Source organism: Phyllobacterium trifolii, from assembly GCF_014192095.1.
GTDB lineage: Bacteria > Pseudomonadota > Alphaproteobacteria > Rhizobiales > Rhizobiaceae > Phyllobacterium > Phyllobacterium trifolii.
Genome location: NZ_JACHXN010000003.1, coordinates 50,008 through 71,567, shown reverse-complemented (window position 1 = coordinate 71,567; position 21,560 = coordinate 50,008). Strand labels below are relative to the sequence as shown.

Sequence of the window (21,560 nt, the reverse complement as noted above, 5' to 3'; positions counted from 1 at the left end):
AACAAGCGCTTAGCCCTATGTATGGCCTATCGGTATTTGGTAGTTTGTAATTAGTTTTATTGCGCCACAGGCGCTCTGAAAGATCCTTCTTCAAAAATCGAGCTAAAAACTGCATGGCGCGTCGTGCCCTGTATTAAAATATTTCCATTGAAAGGGTTCATCATGAGCACTGGAACAGTAAAGTGGTTCAATTCCACAAAAGGCTTCGGCTTCATTCAACCAGATGATGGTTCAGCAGATGTATTCGTACACATCTCTGCCGTTGAGCGCGCTGGTATGCGCAGCCTCAATGACGGTCAGAAGATCAGTTTCGAATTGGTCCGTGACAACAAGTCCGGCAAGATGACTGCTGATCAGCTTCAGGCTGGCTGATAAATAATTCGTCTTCGCGGTCTTTGACCACGGATGTACTGGCACTGATAGCAGAGACGAATTTGAGAAGGTCGGGTTTTCCCGGCCTTTTATTTTGTCCAGATTCTGCTGCCGGCGCGAGAAACCAAGACATTTCCGCGCGTGACGAAAGAAATGTCTGGAAAGAAACAATTCGCCAACCCACAGTGCGACTCGTCTTCAGGTTTGAATCTTTTGAAGGAGTCTCCCGGTTATGAAAGTACTCGTCCTTGGCAGTGGCGTCGTCGGCGTCACATCGGCCTGGTATCTGGCGCAAGCGGGCCATGAGGTCACTGTCATCGACCGCCAGCCCGGCCCGGCGCGTGAGACGAGCTTTGCCAATGCCGGAGAAATATCGCCGGGATATTCCTCGCCATGGGCCGGGCCTGGCGTACCGGTCAAGGCAGTCAAATGGATGCTGATGCATTTCGGCCCACTTGTCGTTAGACCAAAATTTGATCCCTATATGGCGCTTTGGCTGGTCAAGATGCTGCGCAACTGCACGTCTGCGCGTTATGCCCGCAACAAGTCACGCATGGTTCCCATCGCTGAATACAGCCGCGATTGCCTTAAAGCGCTGCGTTCGGAAGTCTCCATCCCCTATGATGAACGCGCGCAGGGAACTTTGCAGCTCTTCCGCACACAGAAGCAATATGACGGAAGTGCCAGCGACGTCGAAGTGCTGAAAGGATTTGGCGTACCTTACGAGCTTCTGGATCCTGCAGGATGTGTTGCGGCCGAACCGGCACTGGCCCATGTCAAAGGCAAATTTGTCGGAGGCTTGCGCCTGCCTGGCGATGAAACCGGCGACTGCCAGATGTTTACCGAGAAGCTCGCGGCTCTCTGTGCCGACGCCGGAGTGAAATTCCGGTTCAACACCACGATCACCTCAATCAACACCAGCACGAACCGTATCGCCAGCGTATCGACCGAGACGGAGGAGCTGGCGGCAGACGCCTATGTCGTTGCGTTCGGCAGCTACTCGCCATTCCTGTTGCGGCGCATCGGTGTGCATATTCCGGTCTATCCGGTAAAGGGATATTCCATCACAGTTCCGATCACCGACGCTGACGCGGCTCCCGTTTCAACCATCATGGATGAAACTTACAAGGTTGCCATCACGCGGCTCGGCGACCGGATTCGCGCCGGTGGTACGGCCGAGATTTCGGGCTACGATCTCGCTTTGCGCGATGCACGGCAGGCGACGCTGAAACATTCCGTCGGCGATTTGTTTCCCAAAGGTGGCGATTTGAGCAAGGCAAGCTTTTGGGCGGGCTTGCGACCGATGACGCCGGATGGTCCGCCCATAATCGGTGGTGGTACGAGATACTCGAATCTCTATCTCAACACCGGTCACGGCACGCTTGGCTGGACAATGTCGTGCGGCTCTGGCCGTGTGCTCGCCGATATAATTTCCGGAAAATCGCCGGATGTGGACCCGCTGCCCCTGAATATCAGCCGTTACGGCTGATATTCATTTGCCGGCTTCAAAAATCGCCTATAAACCATTTAAAACATTACAAATTGTTTAGATTGATATTCAGTTTTCGTTCATCTCGTCAGGCATAAAACCGGAGTGTCCCAAGACAACCCGTGGTTTAAATCAAGCCGCGCTACTGACGAGGAAACGAAATGAAAAAGATCGCTCTGGCAGCACTTGCCATCTCCCTGATCGCGACGCCTGCCGCGTTCGCCCAACAGCAGAATTACAAGGGTGGCCATTACGGTCATCAGCAGGACCGCGTGGTAAAGAAGCGGGTTGTTACGAAAACCGTGGTGGTGAAGAAGACCCGCTGGTCGCGTGGCCACGCACTCCCCTCGAACTACCGCCGCAATGTCGTGCGCGATTATCACCGCTATCATTTGAAGACGCCACCGCGCGGTTACCAGTGGGTCAAGGCCGACAATGATTATGCCTTGATCAGCATCACTTCGGGTATAATTTCGGCACTCGTACAGGCACGTTGATCGGACCTACATTGAAGGCGGCGCCATGGCGCCGCCTTTTCATATTCAATCGACAAACACCCGAACACTCGCCGCTCGGCCGACGGAATCGATAACTGTAAGCGTCGAATATCCACCGCCGTCAGGAACCCATTGGTTGACGCGACGGCGCGATGTTTCCGGCAAGGGCTTGCCATTGGCGAGCCAGCGAAATGGCGCGCGGCCGCCCTGCAGTTTCAGCGCCAATGGCATGATTTCGCCGCCTGTTGTTGCTCCCAGTTCTATGCGCGCGCCTTCAGGCGGATAGACGATCTGCGGTGCTGGTTCGCGTGTCGAAGAAGCAAGCAAGCCGCTCGAATTTATCGAAAAGCGCCGCTGGCTGATCGGCAACTGGGCCTGCGCTATGCGGGTAGCGCCAGTTGGAGCGGGCTGCAGAGGCGTGATGGCGACGCCGGATTTTGCGAAACCTTCGAACAGGATCGGCGCGGCCGAGCCAAAGCCCGTCAAACCCGGCACTGCGCCATTGTCTGGCCGGCCAACCCAAACGCCAAGAACATAATTGCCATCGAAACCGACCGACCATGCATCGCGATACCCATAACTTGTGCCAGTCTTGTAGGCAATGCCGCGTTGCCCTGATCCGAGGGGCGGCATGACACCGGAGAGAATATCCCCAACGTTCCACGCCGCCACCGGTTCAAGCAGCGGCTCGCCCTCGATCGAGCCGGGTTTGTCTTGAATTCCATCGCCGAGTTGCATTGGCCGGCCGCGATTGGCAAGGCCGGCATAGAGCTGCACGAGGTCCTTGAGCGTAATGCCAACACCGCCGAGACCAATAGCGAGACCCGGTGTTTCATTCGGCGGTAACACCGGCCGGACTTCCGAGCGGCGGAACCGCATCATCAGCCGTGCCGGACCGACTGCATCGAGCAAACGGACAGCCGGTACGTTCAGCGACAGCTGCAGCGCCTGCCGGATGCTGACATCACCCTGATAGCTCATATCGAAATTGCGCGGCCGGTAGCCGAAGAAGTCGGCGGGCCGATCCTCGATGATGGTTTCCTGGCTGACCAGGCCATCCTCGAAGGCCAAGCCATAGATAAAGGGCTTGAGCGTTGAGCCTGGTGAGCGATTGATCCGGGTCATGTCAATCCAGCCCGAGCGGCTTGCATCGAAATAATCCGCCGATCCGACCTCGCCGACGATCTCCCCGGTGCGCACGTCCGCCATCACCATGGCGACCGACACCTTGGGACCAAGTTTACCCGCTGCGTCTCTCGCGACTGCTTCCAACCCCTGCTGGATTGGCCGGTGCAGTGTTGTCAGATGCCGTCTGACCGACGGCTCCTTGCGCTGGGCGGCCTCCGCCAGATGTGCTGCATAGGCTGGCAACTGCAGGCGACGTGATGGAATTGGTGCAAGACCGGCCCGCTCGGCTTCGCCCTCACCCACAACTTTCTCGACTGCCATTCGGTGTAGAACGCGGCCACGCGCCGCTTCGGCCAATGCGAGGTTGCGGTCGGGCCTGCGTCTTTCCGGCAATTGCGGCAAAGCGACGAGCAACGCTGACTGCGCGACAGTCAAGCGACGCGGCTCCTTACCGAAATAGGCAAGACTTGCAGCGCGCACCCCTTCGAGATTGCCGCCATAGGGCGCGAGTGCCAGATAGAGGTCGAGGATTTCGGCCTTGCTCAAACGTCGCTCGATTTGCAGTGCGCGGGCCAGCTGCTGAAGCTTCGCCGTGAGTGATCTGCCCTCGCGCGGCTCGATCAGCCGGGCAACCTGCATGGACAGCGTCGAGGCGCCGGAAACGATACGGCCATTGCTGACAAGCTGCACCGCTGCGCGTGCAAGCGCGATCGGGTCCACCCCCCGGTGCTGCCAGAAGCGCTGATCTTCATAGGCGATGAGCATGCGAACGAATTGCGGATCGACATCCTTCGCTGTCGTGCCGAGCCGCCAGCGGCCTTCGGAGGTCGCGAAGGCGCGCAGCAGCTGTCCATCCGCATCCAGTACCTCGGTTGAGACTTCCCGCGCCTTTTCCAGAGGCGGTGGAAAGGTGCGGTCGGCCAGGTCGAGGCCAAACGCAAGCACCGTGGCCAGCACCAGATTGGCCGAAATGCCGATGCAGAGTTTGCGCGTGGACCACATTATTGTGCTGCGACGACCTCCATGCGACCGGTTGCCGTGCGCGCGGAAAACTGCGGACGATACATGTCCTCGACGCTGGCCGCCGGATGGTCATAGGTGCCGGGTGTTACCGCGCGGACTACATAGGCCAGCGTGATTTCGCCATTGTCCCCCGTCGCCCGGTCAAAGGCGGCAACAAAGCGATCGCTGCGGAACTCCGTGTGCGCTGCCTCCACTTCGCCGATCCAGTCGAAATTCGACAGGCTGGCGCTGTTAACGAGACCGGGATTATCGATTTCGAACCCGGCAGGCAAAAGATCGGTGATCAGCACACGCGACGGCCAGTTGTTGTTCTCGGTCACTTTCAGAACAACCACATAGCGCTCGTTCTGCTTGGCCTGGCTGACATTGGCCTCCTTGCCATCGAGCGTGTAGTAGGTACGCTGGATGTTGAAGCCATCGCCGCCGGCGGGCAGCGGCTGCGACGGGGATGCCACCGTCGTCACCACTGCCGACACAGGTTCGGCGGTCGCATTGGTGATGGTCACCGGTTGGGCAAGCAGTTCGTCGCCGGTCAATCGCGCCGCATAGCCTCCGCTATGGGCGGCGCCATTGATGTCGAGCTGCAGATCCCTGTCGCCATCCTGAACAGCACGCGCCGCAAGCAGCATCCATGTTTGCTCCTGCGTGCTCGTATAGGTCTTGTGTTCCCATTCGTTGGCAACGATCTTCGACAGCTGCGGAATGATGGGCGGGACCGGCCGGCTCTCGGCAGCAAGCGCCAGAACAGCGGCGTCATCACGAAGCGACGAGCCGTAGTCCGAACGGATCAGGCTAACATTTGTGACGGTGGTCGCCTGTTGCAGGGCATTGGTGAAGATGCTTTGCGAACGCTGGGCATCGCCATAAAGCGACAAGGCGGCGGCAAGATGCGCGCGTGACAGCGGCGTCGGGAACTCGCCGAGTTTCGTGTCAGCGTAGTAACGCAGATCGCTGATGGCCGCCTTGCGATTGCGCGCCAGAACATAGAGAGCATAGGCAATTTCATTGCCCTGATCCTTGACGTTCACATCATAGCTCAGCGAGTTTTGCAGGTTTTCAAGCGCCTGTACGAGAGCCTGTTCCGGGACGTTGTATTTCTGTTCGCGAGCACGAGTGAGGAAATCCGTGACATAGGCATCGAGCCAGAGGTCGCCGGAGCCAGGAGCCCACAGACCGAAGCTACCTGCGGAGGATTGATACGACAGGACACGGTAGATCGCTTCCTGCACGCGTTTCTGCACTTCGCCGTCGTCGGCAATTCCAGACTGCCTGGCGAGATCGCTCATATAGAGCAGTGGCAGGGCGCGGCTGGTCGTCTGTTCGGCGCAACCATAGGGGTAGCGATCGAGCGTCATCAGCAAGGCCGGAATATCGAAGGCGGCAGAGCGGGTGACATTGAGGCTAACCGAGGCCCCCTGCAAGACGCTGCCAGCCAGCAATTCGCTGTCAACCTTGAGGCTGCTATTGGGTCCAAGCTTGATCGGCCTGCGCACGGTCATCGGCAGGGTCGCCGGCCGGACGGGGACATTCAAGGTCTGCTCGAGCGAGAGACCAGCTGCATTCGATAACTTGACCGACACGACCCCGTCGCCGGGCTGATTGCCCGTCAGTGGCAAGGTAAGGTTTGCCTTACCACCGGCAGCCAGATTGACCGTTTGTGACGCGGCCGGTTGATCGACCTTCACCGCAGGATTGCTGGTGACCTGCACCTGGTAGTCGCCTGCCGGCCCGTCGGTATTGGCGATATCGAGCCGCAATGCCGCTTTGTCGCCGGGAGCAAGGAATTTCGGCAAGCTCGCGGTGACGACCACGGGATCACGAATGACCACGTCGGAGGTGGCATGGCCGACACCTGATTTCGACCACGCGACAGCCATGACACGCGCCGTGCCGTTGAATTGCGGAATATCGAAGCTGACATTGGCCTTACCCTGCGCGTCAAGCTTGACCGGCCCGGAGAAGAAGGCGATCAGCTTTTCAGTGGGTGGGCTGCCTTGCATCGGCATCTGCGCACCGTCACCGCCAGTGCGCAGCTTGCCGGTTGCGCCCTGTGAACCATCGATCAGGCGGCCGTAAAGGTCACGAATCTCGAGACCGAGCTGGCGCTGACCGAAATACCAGCCATCCGGATTCGGCGCTTCATAACGGGTAAGATTAAGAATACCGACGTCCACCGCTGCCACGGTTACGAAAGCGCCGTCGTTCGCACCGGCGCCCGTGACCTCAAGGGCGATGTTCAGCGGCTTGCGCGGTTCGGTCTTCGGCGGCGTATCCAACTTTACGGCGAGCTTGCGATCGCCCGGATTGACGTTGAGCCATTTGACGCCGATGGCACGCATCGGCATATGGGTTTCCTGCGCGTCACCCGGACGGAACAACGTGGCCGTGACGTAGGCCCCCGCACCCCAGTCAGCGGTGACAGGAATATCGACTTCGCCACCCTCGGCCGGAACGCTGGCGCGCTTCGTCACCAGCAAATTCTCGGCACCGACAGTCACCAGCAGTTCGCCGGCGAAGCGCGGCGAGACCTTCAATTTCGCGGTCTCGCCGGGAGCATAGTTTTCCTTGTCGAGAGCGATCTGAAGACCGTCAGGCGTTTCGGTAGAAGTAGTCGCCACATAGTAGCCGGCATCAAATTCAACGCTTGAGGCGGGGCCATCAGCGGCGGCGGTTTCCACCTCGAGACGGAACTGACCCCAGGTAACCGGGACAGAAATATCGGCGCCATCCGCCGTCGTATCGATCACCCCATTCGCAACTTGCTTGGTCGAAAGGATTGGCTCGTATTTCCATGAACTGCCGTCACGGTACCACTGATAGTTGCGCTCAACGTTGATGAGTTTCCACTGGAGCCCCTGCATGGCCTGCTTCTGGCCATTCTCATCGACAGCAATGACATGGAATTTACCAACGGAGTTTTCGGCGAGAGCACCTGAGAACTCCGGCTTGATGCCGATCATCGAGCCTTGCTGCTTGACCGGCAGCGTCAACGTACGCTCTACGGCGCGGCCGCCTGCTTCCTGCATGCGCACGACCACATTTGCATTGAGGAGCTGCGTGGTGGACGGAGCATCTGCCACCGATACATCGAATATCGCCTTGCCGTTCTCGTCCAGTGGCTGCAAATCCTCGAGCGGCACGCTGGTATTTTCACTCGCCTCTTCATCGGCGAGCCCAAAGAGATAGCCCTTGAAATCAGCGCTTTCATGTGTTGGCTTCAGCGCGACTTCGCCTTCAAGTTCCAGCCCTGCAGCGGGAGCGCCATAAAGAAAGCGGCCGTCCACCTTCACCGGCGTTGCCTTGCCGATCTCAATGAATTTGGCGTCACTGGTCAGATCGAACTCAACCCGGTCTGGCACGAAATCCTCAACCAGGAATTGCTTTTCCGCAATTGGCGAACCTTTCGGATCGGTAAATATCTGCATCGTCCAGGTGCCACGCATGGAGTTGGCTTGCAACTCCAGATCGAGCGTATGCCCGCCGAGATTTGCGCCGTCACTGACCATCCGGCGATCCTCCACGCCGTCCGGCCGCTTGAACACAAATGTCAGCGGCAGTTTTTCGACGGCATTGGCGGCGTTATCCCGGGCGAGTGCGGACGCATGCACCGTTTCGCCGGCGCGATAGATACCGCGTTCGGTCCAAGCCAGAATATCGATGGCACCCGGCGCGGGACGGCCGGTGACGCCACGATCCGAAAGATCAAAGCCCGCCCGGGTCATGTCGAGGAAAACATAGTCCGCATCGCCATTCTTGGCGGTGATGACTGCAGGAGCGGTGGCTGCAGTGCCACGCATCAGCCCGGCTGTAAATGTAGCGCGGCCTTCGGTATCGGTGACCGCAGTACCAAGTATCTCGTTGTTCTTGGCAAGAAGCTGAAGCTCGACACCGATGAGCGGCTGCGCCGAGGCAAGCGAGCGAGCAAAAACATTGAGCCCGTCATTGCCGGCATAGGTGGTGAGGCCGATATCGGAGACGACGAACCACTGGGTCGCGTGGGCATCCCATTCATTGCTCTTTGCATCAGGCGAGACGGCAGTCAGGACATAAACGCCCGGCTTGCGTTGCGGCAAGGCTTCATCGACTGGGAAACTGGTGACGACATCCTTGTTGAGTTCGGACTGAAGATCGATCGTGCCCTGCCAGACAAGCTCACCCGATTCGTCCTGCAGACGCTGGGCGCTGTAGCCATCCATCTGCGTCAGGAATTGCGAACTGGTCAGAAGCGGGGCAAGCCCTCGATCACCAATGCGATAGAGCTTGAGATTGGCGCTGGTCGTATTGACCGAAACGATTGGAATGCCGCGACGCGCGGTGCTCGGCAGCACGAAGCTATCGCCGGTAAAGCGCACCATGGCGGAGCGATCCTTGATGTAGATATCAAGATCGACGGGCGCTTCAAGGGATTCGCCCACCGCCGATGGCAGCCCGGGACGCAGGGCGAGCTTGTAGCGCTGGCCATGTTCAAGGCCCTCGACACAGATCTCGCTGCCTTTGGCCTCCAGCGCTTTCGGGGCAGTTCCGTTCAATGTCACGAACGGCGTATAGTCCGTGCCCATTTTCACCAGAGGATCAGAGAACTGAACACATGCGCGAGGGTTAACGCTATCCGCGTCGATCGTATGATTGGTGACGCGGAAGCCCTGCCGCGACCTAAGGTCGAGATAGGCGGCCTCCACCGGCTTGGCGTTGACGAGGGCGAGACTGGCTTTATACGCGTCAAGCGAGGCGCGATAGTTCTCGGAGTTTTGCAGCGCATCGCCGAGCACTGCCAGCGCATCTGCGCGGCTTTGCGTCGTTCGCGTCAACTGGTAGCCGTTGAGCGCGGCTAGCGCTGCCTGTCCTGCGATATAGGTATTTTTCTCGGCGCGATTGGCTGCACGTGCCGTCTCGATCCAGAGCGGGCCATTGTCGGGTGTAACCGCCAATGCGCCTCTGAATGCTTTGAGAGCGTTCTCGATATTACCCTTGGCAACCTCGGCGCGTCCGGCCGCGACGAGACCATCGGCACCTAACGCCTTCTGATCGTCGGTGAGGTTCAGGCTTGCCTTGACCTGCCGTGCATCCTGCGCGAGTTGATCGGACACGAATTGCAATTTTGGCGGCGCGCCGATATCGGGCTCATCGGCGGTCTCGACAACCTTGCCAGCAATAGAACCCGGCGCCGATTTCAGCTGATTGAAATCCGATTTGAGAAAACACCACTTCACCTTAGGGTTGTAGGTGAATGCCTTGCAGGACTGGTCGGCGAGACAGACCAGCTCGCACTGATCCTGGGTGACATCCTGTTCCGTACGCAGGTCAAAACCGAAATAATCGCCGTCCTTCGTCGTAACGACATCGCGATTCATTTCCGCCGCGCCAACCGGCGCGGAAAGAGTGAAAAGAGTGACAAGGAAGGCCGAAAAGCCGATGACCGAACGCAGAGACATAAAGTCCTCCCACTGCCACTATTTTGGTGTGGGGGCACTGTTCAAACTTCGGTATAACTTGTCAACAGATCATGCGATCCGGTTGCATTCTCTCGCTCGATTTCGCTACGAATCCAACGTTGGAAGTGCAGCGTCTGTTGGCTTGGTTTGCGGTTATTTGGTGTGATTAACCAATAACCCACGGAAGACGGCACGCGTGTGGGGAAAGGCGCAACCAGCCTGCCGTCCGCCAAGGCATCTTCAACAAACAGGTCCCAGGCGAGCATGATGCCCTGCCCGCTGATCGCGGCTTCAAGGCCAAGCCACGGATCGGAAAAAGTTGTCCCGTCGAAAGGTAGAGGGCCCTCAAGACCAGCCGCAGCCTGCCAATCATCCCAGCTGAACATCGGATTGTCGTAACAGATGATCGGCTGGTTGAAGATGTCGGCAGGTCCTTTCAACTTCAGAGCTACATTCCGCGTGCAAACCGGAAACATCCTTTGCGGCAGAAGCCGTTCCTGAGCGCCATCCCGCCAATCGCCCTTTCCAAGCCGGATGGCGAGATCGATGTCCGAACTTTTCAAATCGACGATGCCCGGTGAAGGATCGATACGGATTTTGAGATCCGGATGGGCGCTGCGCAAACGGCCAAGACGTGGAACGAGCCATTTCGAGGCGAACGTGGGAGCGACGGAAAGCATCAGAGTCTGATCGGTCCCATCAGCCATTGCGACGGCCTTTGACAGTGACTGAAAGCCTTCTTCCAGCCGGGCAAGAAAGCCTTTGCCGAATGGCGTCGCCACCAGCCCGCCGCGCGTTCGTTCAAAGACGGCATGTCCAATCTGGCCCTCGGTGCGGATCAATTGTTGGCTGACCGCGCTGACCGATACGCCGAGTTCCTCGGCAGCCCTTGGAAGCGGGCCCAAACGTCCGATCGCCTCTACTGCCTTCAAACCGTTGAGATGGACCTTGTTTAAATTCTTCATGAAGATTTTCTTTACAAAGGTTTCGCCAATCTGGATTGCGTGAATTGTATATCCTGAACAGAATAGCGCATATTTGAACACAAGGGAGTCAGACGATGAAGATTTTCTTTCTGCTCCGAGCCCTGATAGCACGGTTCTGCGGCCGGCAAATCGAGTCCGGAGATGATGCTGAGCCCAGCTGGCAAAGGGATCCACTTGCGCACCCGACATTACAGGCCATGGACCTCGATCAGCTGGCCGATCTGCCATTCGATCCGCGCGCGGTATGCAGGCAATAGCGCAGCTACACAGTCAAACGTCGTGCCGCCATTGCCATGCGCCGTTCCCACCAGACGAGGGAGAGGCTTGAGGCCACGATGAGGATTGCGCCAAGGAAGACGTTTATTTGCGGCACCTCATGCCAGATGAGATAACCGTAAAGAAACGCCCAGATGAGACCGCTATACTCGATGGGCGCAAGCGCCGACGCCGGGGCGTAGCGGAACCCTTCATAGAGGAAATATTGTCCGGCTGAGCCGACCAGGCCAAGGCTAATCATCAACATCCAGCCGTTGAAATTCGGTGTTTTCCATAACCATGGAAGCATCGCCCCACAGACAACGGCGAAAAGGAAACTCGTTGCCATCATCTGGTTGAAGGTGCTTTCGCTACGGCTGACAAGGCGCACAAGAATAACGCTCCACGCCCAGCAGAAACCGGCAAACAGTACCATTCCCGCTGGCACGAGATCGGGTGTTTCCGCCGGATTTGCTGCGAGGATCACCCCCACAAATCCCGCGATGGACGCGATCCAGCGAACCAGTCCCACCTTCTCCTTCAGGACAAAGATCGAGAGGATGACAACCATCACCGGCGCGGAGAAATACATGGTGGTGATTTCGGCAAGCCCAAGGTGGCGCGCCGCGGAATAATAGGAGAGCCATGCGCCGAGCATCAGTGCCGCGCGAATAGCGAGCGATCGCTTGTGCGGGCTCTTCAGGATCGACGGATGCCGCTCATGCCGCACCATGATTGCGGCAAAGATGACGATGATAACACTGCGCATGAACAATATCTGCGGCACCGAATAGTCTGCCACCAGCCACTTCACCAGCGCATCCTGAATAGCAAAGAGTGAATAACCGAGCGCCGCCAGGGCAATGCCGGTGAGCGGACTGGGTTCTTGCCCGATAAATCGACGAAGCATGGGGACCTTGCGGAGGGTAGGCGGTGCTGCTGTTTCGCCTATCAAGAAGACAAACTGATTACAACTGCATTCGGAAAACATTAACTTTATTGGTAAAACTCTAATGATTTTGAGCAGCGCGGCCCTAAAGCATATTGGACGTAACACCTTGCTTCATAATGAATTTTGACGACCACGGAGCTATTGTTGCCCAACACCGCTTGCTGCATAGTTGCTTGGCCGGATTAACATTTTGGCCTGAAGACACGAACGTTGCAGGGGGGAAAATGCTGAGGGACGACAAAAATACGAAGGCCGACTACGAGCCTTATATTACTCGCTCTGCACCCTATGTCGTATTCCTGCTTTTGTGGCTTCCGTTTGTTCTTGTCGTAGGCAGGCTATTCGGCAATCAATGATCAAGAATGAGAAGCCACTTAGGGGCACCGATTTCAGATATTGCGGCTATATGAATTAGACTATCGCCTGCTGCAACGTCATCCAGACACCGAAAGTGTCCGAATTCCCAAGACCGCCCAAGTATCAGGCAATTGGTGATCAGGCCGGAACCGGCCCAGGCTTGCGGATGTGTTTTGCAGCTTCTACCACCAGCGGATCAAAGCCGTTATCCTCTTGTTCAAGGATCGCGAAAAACTGCTCGCGCATGCGTGGCTCCCAGAAGTGGTTGATGTGGTCAGCAACACCTGCCACCGCCTCATCCTTCGGCTGTGTATGGAAGAACGCGGCTATCTGGTTGGCCATATAGACGAGCTTGGTCGCCGTCGATTTGTGGCTTTCACTATCCATATTGCACCAATCTTACAGTGGGACTTTGAACGAGAGTCGATGCGGCGGTGTCGGGATTCGGCTTGGGAAGCACATCCGCCGCTTTTGTATCCAGCTGGGCCAAAGCAGCCGGGACCCGCTCTGGGCGAGTAAATACATCGAATTCATCACCGCGCACAAGCGCAACAAGCGTCATGCCAGCGGCATGCGCTGTGCGGATCGCCAAGGCTGTCGGCGCCGATACGGCAATCAGGATCGGAGCGCCGATGATCGCCGCTTTTTGCACCATTTCAATAGATACGCGGCTCGTAACGACGACTGCGCCAGTCTTGCCCTTGACACCAGACCGGCAGAGAGCCCCGGCCAGCTTGTCCAGCGCATTGTGGCGGCCAACATCTTCGCGCGCCGCAACGACTCCCTTGCCCGGAACATAGAACCCCGCGGCGTGGACTGCGCCGGTTTCACTATGCAGCGGCTGAACCTGCGAGAGCAGCTTGACCGCGTCCGCGATTTCATCCGGCGTCAGCTTGAGTTTGGCTCTATCGACCGAAGCGACGGGTTTCAGAGCCTGCTCGATCGACTCGATGCCGCAGAGGCCGCAGCCGACAGGTCCAGCCATGCGGCGGCGGCGATCCGTGAGTTCCTGGCCCGCTTCACCTGCGAGCACGATCTGGACATCGACACCCTCGTCATGCTCCTCGACGGTAATTTCGCTGATTTCGTCGAGCTGCGAGATAATGCCCTCTGACAGGCTGAAGCCGACAGCGAAATCCTCCATGTCGGCTGGCGTCGCCATCATGACCGCATGGGTTGTGCCGCTGTAACTGAAGGCGACCGGAGTTTCTTCGGGCACCATCCTGCTGTCTGTCGCGTAAACCTCCCCCGCCCCTTTGCGGCGGCGGGTAATGCGCGGAACGACAAGCAGTGCGGGGCGCTTTTCGGGCATGGTTACTCCGCGGCATCCAGCACTGGAGCAATCCGCCTGCTCTGACGTGCCTGCTCGTCATATTCGATCTGCCAGTCGCTCGGACCGTTCGAAGCGCCGACCTGCACCGCCGTGACCTTGTATTCCGGACAATTGGTCGCCCAATCGGAGAAATCGGTGGTGATCACATTGGCCTGCGTCGTCGGATGGTGGAAGGTCGTATAGACAACACCCGGCGATACGCGATCGGTGATCAGCGCGCGCAGGGTGGTTTCGCCTGCGCGGCTGGTGATCTTCACCCAATCGCCATCGCGAATGCCGCGCTGCTCGGCGTCATGGGCGTGGATCTCGAGCCGGTCCTCTTCGTGCCAGACGACGTTATGCGTGCGGCGTGTCTGCGCCCCGACATTGTATTGCGAGAGGATGCGTCCCGTCGTGAGAAGCAGCGGGAAGCGTGGTCCGGTTCGCTCGTCCGTCGCGACATATTCGGTTCGGATAAACTTGCCCTTGCCACGCGCGAAGCTGTCGATATGCATGATCGGCGTGCCCAAGGGCGCCTTTTCGTTGCATGGCCATTGAACCGATCCTTCCTTGTCCAGAAGGTCGTAGGTAACGCCGGCGAAACTCGGAGTCGTCAGCGCCACTTCGTCCATGATCTCGGAAGGATGGCTGTAGCTCCAGCCAAGTCCCATGGCATTTGCGAGGTTCTGCGTAACTTCCCAATCGGCGTAGCCGTTGAGCGGGCTCATAACCTTGCGCACGCGATTGATCCGGCGCTCGGCATTGGTGAACGTGCCATCCTTTTCAAGGAAGGTAGAGCCGGGCAGGAAAACATGGGCGTAGTTGGCGGTCTCATTGAGGAAGAGGTCGTGCACCACAACGCATTCCATGGCAGCAAGACCGGCAGCGACGTGCTTGGTATCAGGGTCTGATTGAAGGATGTCCTCGCCCTGAATGTAGATACCCTTGAAGGTACCATCAACGGCAGCGTCGAGCATATTCGGAATGCGAAGGCCGGGTTCGTCCTGCAGTTTTACACCCCAGAGCTTGTCGAAGATGTCGCGCGTCGATTCATCGGAGATATGCCGGTAACCGGGAAGTTCGTGCGGGAAGGAACCCATATCACAGGACCCCTGCACATTGTTCTGACCGCGGAGCGGGTTCACGCCGACGCCCTTGCGGCCGATGTTGCCGGTCGCCATGGCGAGGTTTGCGATAGCCATGACTGTCGTTGAGCCCTGGCTATGCTCAGTGACACCAAGACCATAGTAGATTGCGCCATTGCCGCCGGTTGCGAAAAGCCGTGCAGCCTCGCGCAAAGCCTGGGGATTAACGCCCGACAGCTCTTCGATGGCTTCCGGGCTATGCTCCGGAGAAGAAACGAAAGCTGCCCAATCCTGGAACTCGTCCCAATCGCAGCGCTCGCGGATGAACTTCTCGTTGAAGAGCCCTTCGGTGACGATCACATGGGCCATCGAGGTGACGACGGCAACGTTGGTACCGGGACGCAATGGAAGGTGTTGTGCAGCTTCAACATGGGGTGAACGCACCAGATCGATGCGGCGCGGATCGACGACGATCAGTTTTGCACCCTTGCGCAGCCGCTTCTTCAACCGGGAAGCAAAGACAGGATGACCATCGGTCGGATTGGCGCCGATAATCATCACGACGTCGGTGTGCTCGACACTGTCGAAATCCTGCGTACCTGCAGAAGTACCGAATGTAGTTCTGAGGCCATAGCCCGTTGGCGAATGGCAAACGCGGGCACAAGTATCGACATTGTTGTTACCAAAACCGGCGCGCACCAGTTTCTGGACAAGATATGTCTCTTCATTGGTACAGCGGGACGATGTGATACCGCCGATGGAATTGCGTCCATACTGATACTGGATGCGGCGGAATTCGTTGGCGACGTGCTTGTAAGCTTCTTCCCACGTGACTTCGCGCCATGGATCCGAGATCTTCTCGCGGATCATCGGGTTGAGAATGCGGTCCTTATGGGTTGAATAACCGTAGGCAAAGCGACCCTTGACGCAAGAATGGCCGCGATTGGCCTTGCCGTCCTTCCAGGGCACCATGCGAACCAGCTCTTCACCGCGCATCTCGGCCTTGAACGAGCAGCCGACGCCGCAATAGGCGCAGGTCGTGACTTTCGAATGTTCCGGCTGACCAATTTCGATGACGGATTTTTCGGTCAATGTTGCTGTCGGACAAGCCTGAACACAGGCGCCACAGGAAACACATTCGCTATCAACGAAATTCTCATGCATGCCTGGCGAAACGCGGCTGGAGAAACCGCGGCCTTCGATGGTCAGAGCGAATGTGCCCTGCACTTCCTCGCAGGCACGCACGCAGCGCGAGCATACGATGCACTTGGCCGGATCGTATGTGAAGTAGGGATTGGACTCGTCCTTCGGCATCCAGCGATCATTGGCAACGTCATTTGCCTTGGCGAAAACGTGGTTATCGCCCTCATAGCCATAACGCACATCGCGAAGGCCAACCGCACCTGCCATGTCCTGCAGTTCGCAATCGCCATTGGCTGCGCAGGTAAGGCAATCAAGCGGGTGATCGGAGATATAAAGCTCCATGACGCCTTTGCGGATATTCTTCAGACGCTGCGTTTGGGTATGGACGACCAGTCCTTCCATTGCCGGTGTCGTGCAGGAGGCGGGAGTGCCATTGCGGCCTTCGATCTCTATCAGGCAGAGGCGGCAAGAGCCGAACGCATCCACCATATCGGTGGCGCACAGCTTTGGAACCTTGATGCCGGCTTCCATGGAGGCGCGCATGATCGAAGTGCCTTCGGGCACAGTGACCTCGTTGCCATCGATGGTCAGCGTGATCATCTTTTCGGAAAGAGATTTCGGCGTACCGTAGTCGATTTCTTCAATGAGAGACATCCTAGAGCCCTTTCCGACCATATTGGCCGTATTCTGTTTCTCGGCTGACGAGACAATCCGCGCGGAAGGTGGCGAGGCCGATGCGGGACATCGGACGAGGCCGCCTGACAAAGCGGGTGTCCGTCAGCCGGAAACCCGAAGGGACGGGGCCTGTTGCGCCAATTCCGGCGCAAAGCCACTCGCCCGCACGAAGGGTGCGAGACTTCCTGTCTTTGCTTGATCTTGTCACAACATGCCTCCGTCAGAATAGGTCAATATGGTCAGAAAGGGCTCTGCGCTCCTATTCCGCCGCTACGGCGATTGGCGCGGGGCGGAAATCTTCAGGAAAATGGGTGAGTGCGCTCATGACGGGATAGGGCGTGAAACCGCCCAACGCGCAGAGCGAGCCAAACTTCATCGTATTGCACAGGTCGGTCAAAACCTCGATCTGCTTATCAGGCTCGATATTGGCCGAGAGGCGGTCGACGACTTCGACACCGCGTGTCGAACCGATGCGGCAGGGAGTGCATTTGCCGCAGGATTCGATCGCGCAGAATTCCATGGCGAAACGCGCCTGCTTCAGCATGTCCACGCTGTCATCGAAAACCACCAAACCAGCATGACCGATGAGGCCATCCTTTGCGGCGAAGGCTTCGTAGTCAAAGGGCGTATCGAAGAGTTCGCGCGGGAAATAGGCGCCGAGCGGCCCACCGACCTGCACAGCTTTGACCGGACGTCCTGTGGCCGTGCCACCGCCAATGTCATCGACGATTTCGCCAAGCGTGAGACCAAAGGCAGCTTCGAAGAGACCGCCATATTTGACGTTGCCGGCAATTTGCAGCGGGATGGTGCCTCGAGAACGGCCCATGCCGAAATCCTTGTAGAAAGGAGCGCCCTTGTCGAGGATGACAGGAACGGAAGCCAGCGAGATGACATTGTTGATGACGGTTGGCTTACCGAAAAGGCCTTTATGCGCTGGCAGCGGCGGCTTGGCGCGAACAATGCCGCGGCGCCCTTCGAGGCTTTCCAGCAACGCGGTTTCCTCGCCGCAAACATAGGCCCCTGCCCCGACGCGGACTTCAATGTCAAAAGCGTAGGCTGAGCCCAGCACGGACGGCCCAAGGACGCCGCCCTCACGAGCGATCTGCAGCGCTTCGTTCATGACAGCAATGGCATGCGGATATTCAGAGCGCGTGTAGATGTAACCCTTCGTTGCGCCGACCGCGATGCCAGCGATGGTCATGCCCTCGATCAATACGAATGGATCGCCTTCCATGATCATACGATCAGCAAAAGTACCGCTATCCCCTTCATCGGCGTTGCAGACGATATATTTCTGCGAACCCGTGGTTTCGAGAACCGTCTTCCATTTGATGCCGGTGGGGAAGCCCGCACCGCCGCGACCGCGCAAGCCAGACTCCGTAACCTGGGCCACGATTTCGGCAGGCGTTAGCTTGAGAGCGTTTTCCAGACCCTTCAGGCCATCATGGGCACGATAATCTTCGAGGGAGACGGGATCTGTAATGCCGCAACGGGCAAAGGTCAGGCGTGTTTGTTTGGCGAGGAAGGGGTGATGATCGGTGAGGCCGAGCCAGAGAGGGTGCACCCCGCCCTCGGCCATGCCATTGTCAAGCAGTGCCGCCACATCGGAGGCCTTGACCGGGCCATAGGCGATACGGCCGTTTGGCGTATCGACCTCGACCATCGGCTCCAGCCAATACATGCCGCGCGAGCCGTTGCGGACGATTCGCGCGTCGAGGTTGCGTGTGTCGATTTCAGCCTGCAGGAATCTGGCGACTTTATCGGCGCCAAGCGCCAAGGCGCCGGAATCGCGCGGAACGTAAAAAATGACTGTCATAGCCGCACCTCCGCCGCGATTTCCTCGAGCTGCTCGGCGTCGAGACGTCCAATCACCTCGTCGTCAAGCATCGCCGCAGGTGCGCAGGCACAAAGGCCGAGGCAATAGACCGGCTCAAGCGTCACCGCACCATCGGCGGTCGTACCATGCCAATCGATCCCGAGAAGCTGGCGCGCCCGGTCGGCAAGCGCATCGCCGCCCATGGATTGGCACGCTTCAGCGCGGCAAAGCTTCAGAACATGCCTGCCAGCAGGATGATCGCGGTAATCATGATAAAAGGTAAAAACGCCATGGACTTCGGCGCGGGAAATGTTGAGGGCCTGTGCAATCAACGGAAGCGTTTCCGGTGGAACATAGCCGAATTCGTCCTGCAACTCGTGCAGAATTGGAAGAAGCGGGCCTTCTTTGCCCTTTAGTTGATCGATAATGCCTATCGCTCTGCTGGCGATATCGGTACTTGCGCTTTGCATATCGTGCAACGCCCTCCCTTGTTTCTCCCCACACCCCGAAATAGATCAAAGATGCGTGGCATTATCAATACCGCAGTCTCGTTGAGCGATAGAAAATTTCTATCAAACCATATTCATACTTAGAGCCAATGCGCGTGCCTCGTGCAACAGCGCCGAAACCAATGGTGTATGTGGTTCGCGATCCGCAGCGACCAGTCCAACGAGGTGGCGCGCATCAGGCTCGACGATGGGTATCGCACGGATCGGTTCGGCAAATCCCAGCGTCTCGGCAAGGTTGAGCGGCATAATGCTCGCCCATTTTCCGGTTCTTATGTGCGAGAATAGCACAATCATGGAATTAGACTCTAGTGTCGGGTGAACCTCGACCCCCGCCTCCTGCAAATGCTTGTTGATGAGGCGGCGATTCTGCATGTCCATGGTGAGGAGGCAAAGCGGCAACTGCCCCACCTCCGCCCATGTGACCGACTTCCGATCGGAGTAGGTATTGCCCGACGAAGTAATCAGCTGGTAGCGCTCGGTATAAAGCGGCACGGACGTCACGCGTCCGAGCGGCTCATTATCCAAGTAGCTGATACCGATATCGATCTCGAAATTGCTGAGCAGTGTCAATACTTCAAGCGATGTTCGCGAGGTCACGGAGAATGTGACATCCGGGTGCTTTTCGCGGAAAGGAGTTGTCAGCCGCGAGACCATGGCAAGTGCCGTGGGAATGGCCGCGATCTTCACATGCCCTGCCAGGCCGAAGCGGGCGGCGCGGATCTCCTCGCGCATCGTGCGGGTATCGCCGACAATGCGGCGGGCCCATTCAAGCACACGCTGGCCTTCTGACGTCAGGCCATTGAAGCGTGAGGCGCGCTGTACGAGCACGACACCGAGCGTATCCTCAAGCTGGCGGATCGCTGCAGAAAGCGTGGGCTGGGTAACGCCGCATTCTTCTGCCGCCCGGCCGAAATGCTTGTGGTGCGCCAAAGCGATGAAAAATTCCAGCTTGTCGATCATGCGGGGTTGCTCCTCTTGAAGCGACCCTAGCGATGATCTTGTACAATCAGCAAGCCAAGTTTTTCAAACGGTCAGGAACTTGCGCACTTCCGGTTTATCGAGGCTCGCGGCATCGCCGGAATGAACGATCTCGCCGCGATCCATGATGTAGACGTGATCGGCAAGTTCGCGGCAGAAATCGAGATACTGTTCCACGAGAAGGATTGCGAGGCCGGCCTGATCACGCAGGAACTGGATCGCCCGGCCGATATCCTTGATGATCGAAGGCTGGATACCTTCGGTCGGCTCATCGAGAACCAACAGTTTCGGCCGAGTTACCAGCGCCCGGCCGATGGCGAGCTGTTGCTGCTGACCACCCGAAAGATCGCCGCCGCGCCGCCCGAGCATAGTCTTCAACACCGGAAACAGTTCGAAAACTTCCGGGGGGACATTGCGATTGCCGCGCGTCGCCGCCGCAAAGCCGGTTGCGAGGTTTTCGCGGACAGTCAGCAACGGGAAAATCTCGCGCCCCTGCGGAACGAAAGCAATGCCCGCGCGGGCACGATCATAGGGTGGTTTCCTTCCCAGAGCCGATCCTTCAAAACTGATCGAACCGGAGGAAAGCGGGTGCTGACCGACGATGGCTCTGAGCATGCTGGTCTTGCCGACGCCATTACGCCCGAGAACACAGGTGATTGATTTAGGTTTCACTTGCAACGAAACACCGCGCAGCGCCTGCGCGGCACCATAGTGCAGAGACGCATTTTCAATTGTCAGCATGGGAGAATTCCTTGCTCTTTTTTACGCAATTCCGGACGGCGCCACTTCTTTGGAATGGGTCTTTATCGGCCAAGATAGACCTCGATCACACGCTGATCATTGCTGACGAAATCAAGCGAGCCTTCTGCCAGCACCGAGCCCTCGTGCAGGCACGTCACCTTCACGTCGAGTTCGCGGACGAAATGCATGTCGTGTTCGACGACGAGCACCGACCTCGTCTTGGCGATTTCGCGCAACAGCTTGGCCGTTTCCGCCGTCTCGGCATCGGTCATTCCCGCCACCGGCTCATCGACCAGCAACAGCTTCGGATCTTGTGCCAGCAGCATCCCGATCTCGAGCCATTGTTTCTGGCCGTGCGAAAGGTTCGCCGCGAGCCAGTCGCGTTTTCCATTTAGGCGGATCGTGTAAAGAATATCCTCGATCCGTTCGGCTTCATTCGCGCTCTGTCGATGGAAGAGCGCTGAGAACGCCGAACGCGGACCGGAGAGGGCCAGCACCAGATTGTCTTCAACCGTGTGGCTTTCGAAAACCGTCGGCTTCTGAAATTTGCGGCCGATACCGAGCAGAGCGATTTCCGCCTCGTCGTGCCTGGTCAGATCCACTTCGCCATTGAAATAAACGTCGCCAGCATCCGGTTTTGTCTTGCCTGTGATGATATCCATCATCGTCGTCTTGCCGGCACCATTCGGACCGATAATGGCGCGCATTTCCCCTGTCTGCAGCACAAGCGACAGATTATTGATGGCGCGGAAACCATCGAACGAGACCGAAACGCCATCGAGATAGAGGAGGGTATCCTGGGCTTTCATG

Annotated in this window: 15 protein-coding genes; 3 read left to right on the top strand and 12 right to left on the bottom strand. The window is 57.8% G+C overall.

The features are described 5' to 3' along the window. Positions 1-162 precede the first annotated feature (162 nt). From FHS21_RS05310 to FHS21_RS05300, 3 genes are all read left to right on the top strand, one after another. Positions 163-372, top strand: a complete 210-nt coding sequence (locus tag FHS21_RS05310) for a cold-shock protein (protein ID WP_091881096.1) — start codon at positions 163-165, stop codon at positions 370-372. A gap of 232 nt (positions 373-604) precedes the next feature. After that, the gene (locus tag FHS21_RS05305) at positions 605-1,861 is read left to right on the top strand and encodes a D-amino acid dehydrogenase (RefSeq protein ID WP_112525899.1); all 1,257 of its coding nucleotides are present in this window, start codon (positions 605-607) and stop codon (positions 1,859-1,861) included. Between the two features lie 161 nt (positions 1,862-2,022). After that, a complete protein-coding gene (locus tag FHS21_RS05300; protein ID WP_112525901.1) occupies positions 2,023-2,358 on the top strand; it encodes an RcnB family protein in 336 nt (111 codons plus the stop codon). Between the two features lie 45 nt (positions 2,359-2,403). Here FHS21_RS05300 and pbpC read toward each other — a convergent pair whose 3' ends face one another. The 12 genes from pbpC to urtD all read right to left on the bottom strand — a co-directional run bounded on the left by pbpC (position 2,404) and on the right by urtD (position 21,559). Further along, positions 2,404-4,488, bottom strand: coding sequence for a penicillin-binding protein 1C (pbpC, locus tag FHS21_RS05295; RefSeq protein ID WP_112525911.1), 2,085 nt, complete (start codon positions 4,486-4,488; stop codon positions 2,404-2,406). Further along, positions 4,488-9,941 carry an alpha-2-macroglobulin family protein gene (locus FHS21_RS05290; RefSeq protein WP_376772065.1) on the bottom strand — a complete coding sequence of 1,818 codons (5,454 nt, stop codon included), beginning with the start codon at positions 9,939-9,941 and terminating at the stop codon, positions 4,488-4,490. Before FHS21_RS05290 ends, pbpC begins: the two co-directional genes overlap by 1 nt. A gap of 41 nt (positions 9,942-9,982) precedes the next feature. Beyond that, positions 9,983-10,906, bottom strand: coding sequence for a LysR substrate-binding domain-containing protein (locus FHS21_RS05285; RefSeq protein ID WP_183661183.1), 924 nt, complete (start codon positions 10,904-10,906; stop codon positions 9,983-9,985). A 283-nt stretch (positions 10,907-11,189) separates the two neighbouring features. Continuing rightward, positions 11,190-12,092: a DMT family transporter gene (locus FHS21_RS05280; protein ID WP_112525915.1), complete on the bottom strand. Its 903-nt coding sequence runs from the start codon at positions 12,090-12,092 to the stop codon at positions 11,190-11,192. A 537-nt stretch (positions 12,093-12,629) separates the two neighbouring features. Beyond that, a complete protein-coding gene (locus tag FHS21_RS05275) occupies positions 12,630-12,878 on the bottom strand; it encodes a formate dehydrogenase subunit delta (protein WP_112525917.1) in 249 nt (82 codons plus the stop codon). Continuing rightward, positions 12,871-13,803 carry a formate dehydrogenase accessory sulfurtransferase FdhD gene (fdhD, locus tag FHS21_RS05270; protein WP_112525919.1) on the bottom strand — a complete coding sequence of 311 codons (933 nt, stop codon included), beginning with the start codon at positions 13,801-13,803 and terminating at the stop codon, positions 12,871-12,873. The genes FHS21_RS05275 and fdhD overlap by 8 nt, the downstream gene beginning before the upstream one ends. A gap of 2 nt (positions 13,804-13,805) precedes the next feature. Then, positions 13,806-16,685, bottom strand: a complete 2,880-nt coding sequence (gene fdhF, locus FHS21_RS05265) for a formate dehydrogenase subunit alpha (protein ID WP_112525921.1) — start codon at positions 16,683-16,685, stop codon at positions 13,806-13,808. 280 nt (positions 16,686-16,965) lie between these two features. Next, complete coding sequence (locus tag FHS21_RS05260) at positions 16,966-18,522, bottom strand: formate dehydrogenase beta subunit (RefSeq protein WP_112525923.1); 1,557 nt, start codon at positions 18,520-18,522, stop codon at positions 16,966-16,968. After that, the gene (locus FHS21_RS05255; protein WP_112525925.1) at positions 18,519-18,992 is read right to left on the bottom strand and encodes a formate dehydrogenase subunit gamma; all 474 of its coding nucleotides are present in this window, start codon (positions 18,990-18,992) and stop codon (positions 18,519-18,521) included. Before FHS21_RS05255 ends, FHS21_RS05260 begins: the two co-directional genes overlap by 4 nt. A gap of 102 nt (positions 18,993-19,094) precedes the next feature. Further along, entirely contained in the window at positions 19,095-19,991 is an 897-nt protein-coding gene (locus FHS21_RS05250) for a LysR family transcriptional regulator (protein ID WP_112525927.1), read from the bottom strand. A 63-nt stretch (positions 19,992-20,054) separates the two neighbouring features. Then, positions 20,055-20,750 carry an urea ABC transporter ATP-binding subunit UrtE gene (urtE, locus tag FHS21_RS05245; protein ID WP_112525929.1) on the bottom strand — a complete coding sequence of 232 codons (696 nt, stop codon included), beginning with the start codon at positions 20,748-20,750 and terminating at the stop codon, positions 20,055-20,057. Positions 20,751-20,812: 62 nt separating this feature from the next. Next, complete coding sequence (gene urtD / locus FHS21_RS05240) at positions 20,813-21,559, bottom strand: urea ABC transporter ATP-binding protein UrtD (protein WP_112525931.1); 747 nt, start codon at positions 21,557-21,559, stop codon at positions 20,813-20,815. Position 21,560: the final 1 nt, after the last annotated feature.

Bases quoted from the DNA above. Each gene is read 5' to 3' on its own strand.
- fdhF (WP_112525921.1), bottom strand. From the start codon at position 16,685: ATGTCTCTCATTGAAGAAATCGACTACGGTACGCCGAAATCTCTTTCC.
- urtD (WP_112525931.1), bottom strand. From the start codon at position 21,559: ATGAAAGCCCAGGATACCCTCCTCTATCTCGATGGCGTTTCGGTCTCG.
- fdhD (WP_112525919.1), bottom strand. From the start codon at position 13,803: ATGCCCGAAAAGCGCCCCGCACTGCTTGTCGTTCCGCGCATTACCCGC.
- pbpC (WP_112525911.1), bottom strand. From the start codon at position 4,488: ATGTGGTCCACGCGCAAACTCTGCATCGGCATTTCGGCCAATCTGGTG.
- urtE (WP_112525929.1), bottom strand. From the start codon at position 20,750: ATGCTGACAATTGAAAATGCGTCTCTGCACTATGGTGCCGCGCAGGCG.
- FHS21_RS05310 (WP_091881096.1), top strand. From the start codon at position 163: ATGAGCACTGGAACAGTAAAGTGGTTCAATTCCACAAAAGGCTTCGGC.
- FHS21_RS05250 (WP_112525927.1), bottom strand. From the start codon at position 19,991: ATGATCGACAAGCTGGAATTTTTCATCGCTTTGGCGCACCACAAGCAT.
- FHS21_RS05280 (WP_112525915.1), bottom strand. From the start codon at position 12,092: ATGCTTCGTCGATTTATCGGGCAAGAACCCAGTCCGCTCACCGGCATT.
- FHS21_RS05305 (WP_112525899.1), top strand. From the start codon at position 605: ATGAAAGTACTCGTCCTTGGCAGTGGCGTCGTCGGCGTCACATCGGCC.
- FHS21_RS05260 (WP_112525923.1), bottom strand. From the start codon at position 18,522: ATGACAGTCATTTTTTACGTTCCGCGCGATTCCGGCGCCTTGGCGCTT.
- FHS21_RS05290 (WP_376772065.1), bottom strand. From the start codon at position 9,941: ATGTCTCTGCGTTCGGTCATCGGCTTTTCGGCCTTCCTTGTCACTCTT.
- FHS21_RS05300 (WP_112525901.1), top strand. From the start codon at position 2,023: ATGAAAAAGATCGCTCTGGCAGCACTTGCCATCTCCCTGATCGCGACG.
- FHS21_RS05275 (WP_112525917.1), bottom strand. From the start codon at position 12,878: ATGGATAGTGAAAGCCACAAATCGACGGCGACCAAGCTCGTCTATATG.
- FHS21_RS05255 (WP_112525925.1), bottom strand. From the start codon at position 18,992: ATGCAAAGCGCAAGTACCGATATCGCCAGCAGAGCGATAGGCATTATC.
- FHS21_RS05285 (WP_183661183.1), bottom strand. From the start codon at position 10,906: ATGAAGAATTTAAACAAGGTCCATCTCAACGGTTTGAAGGCAGTAGAG.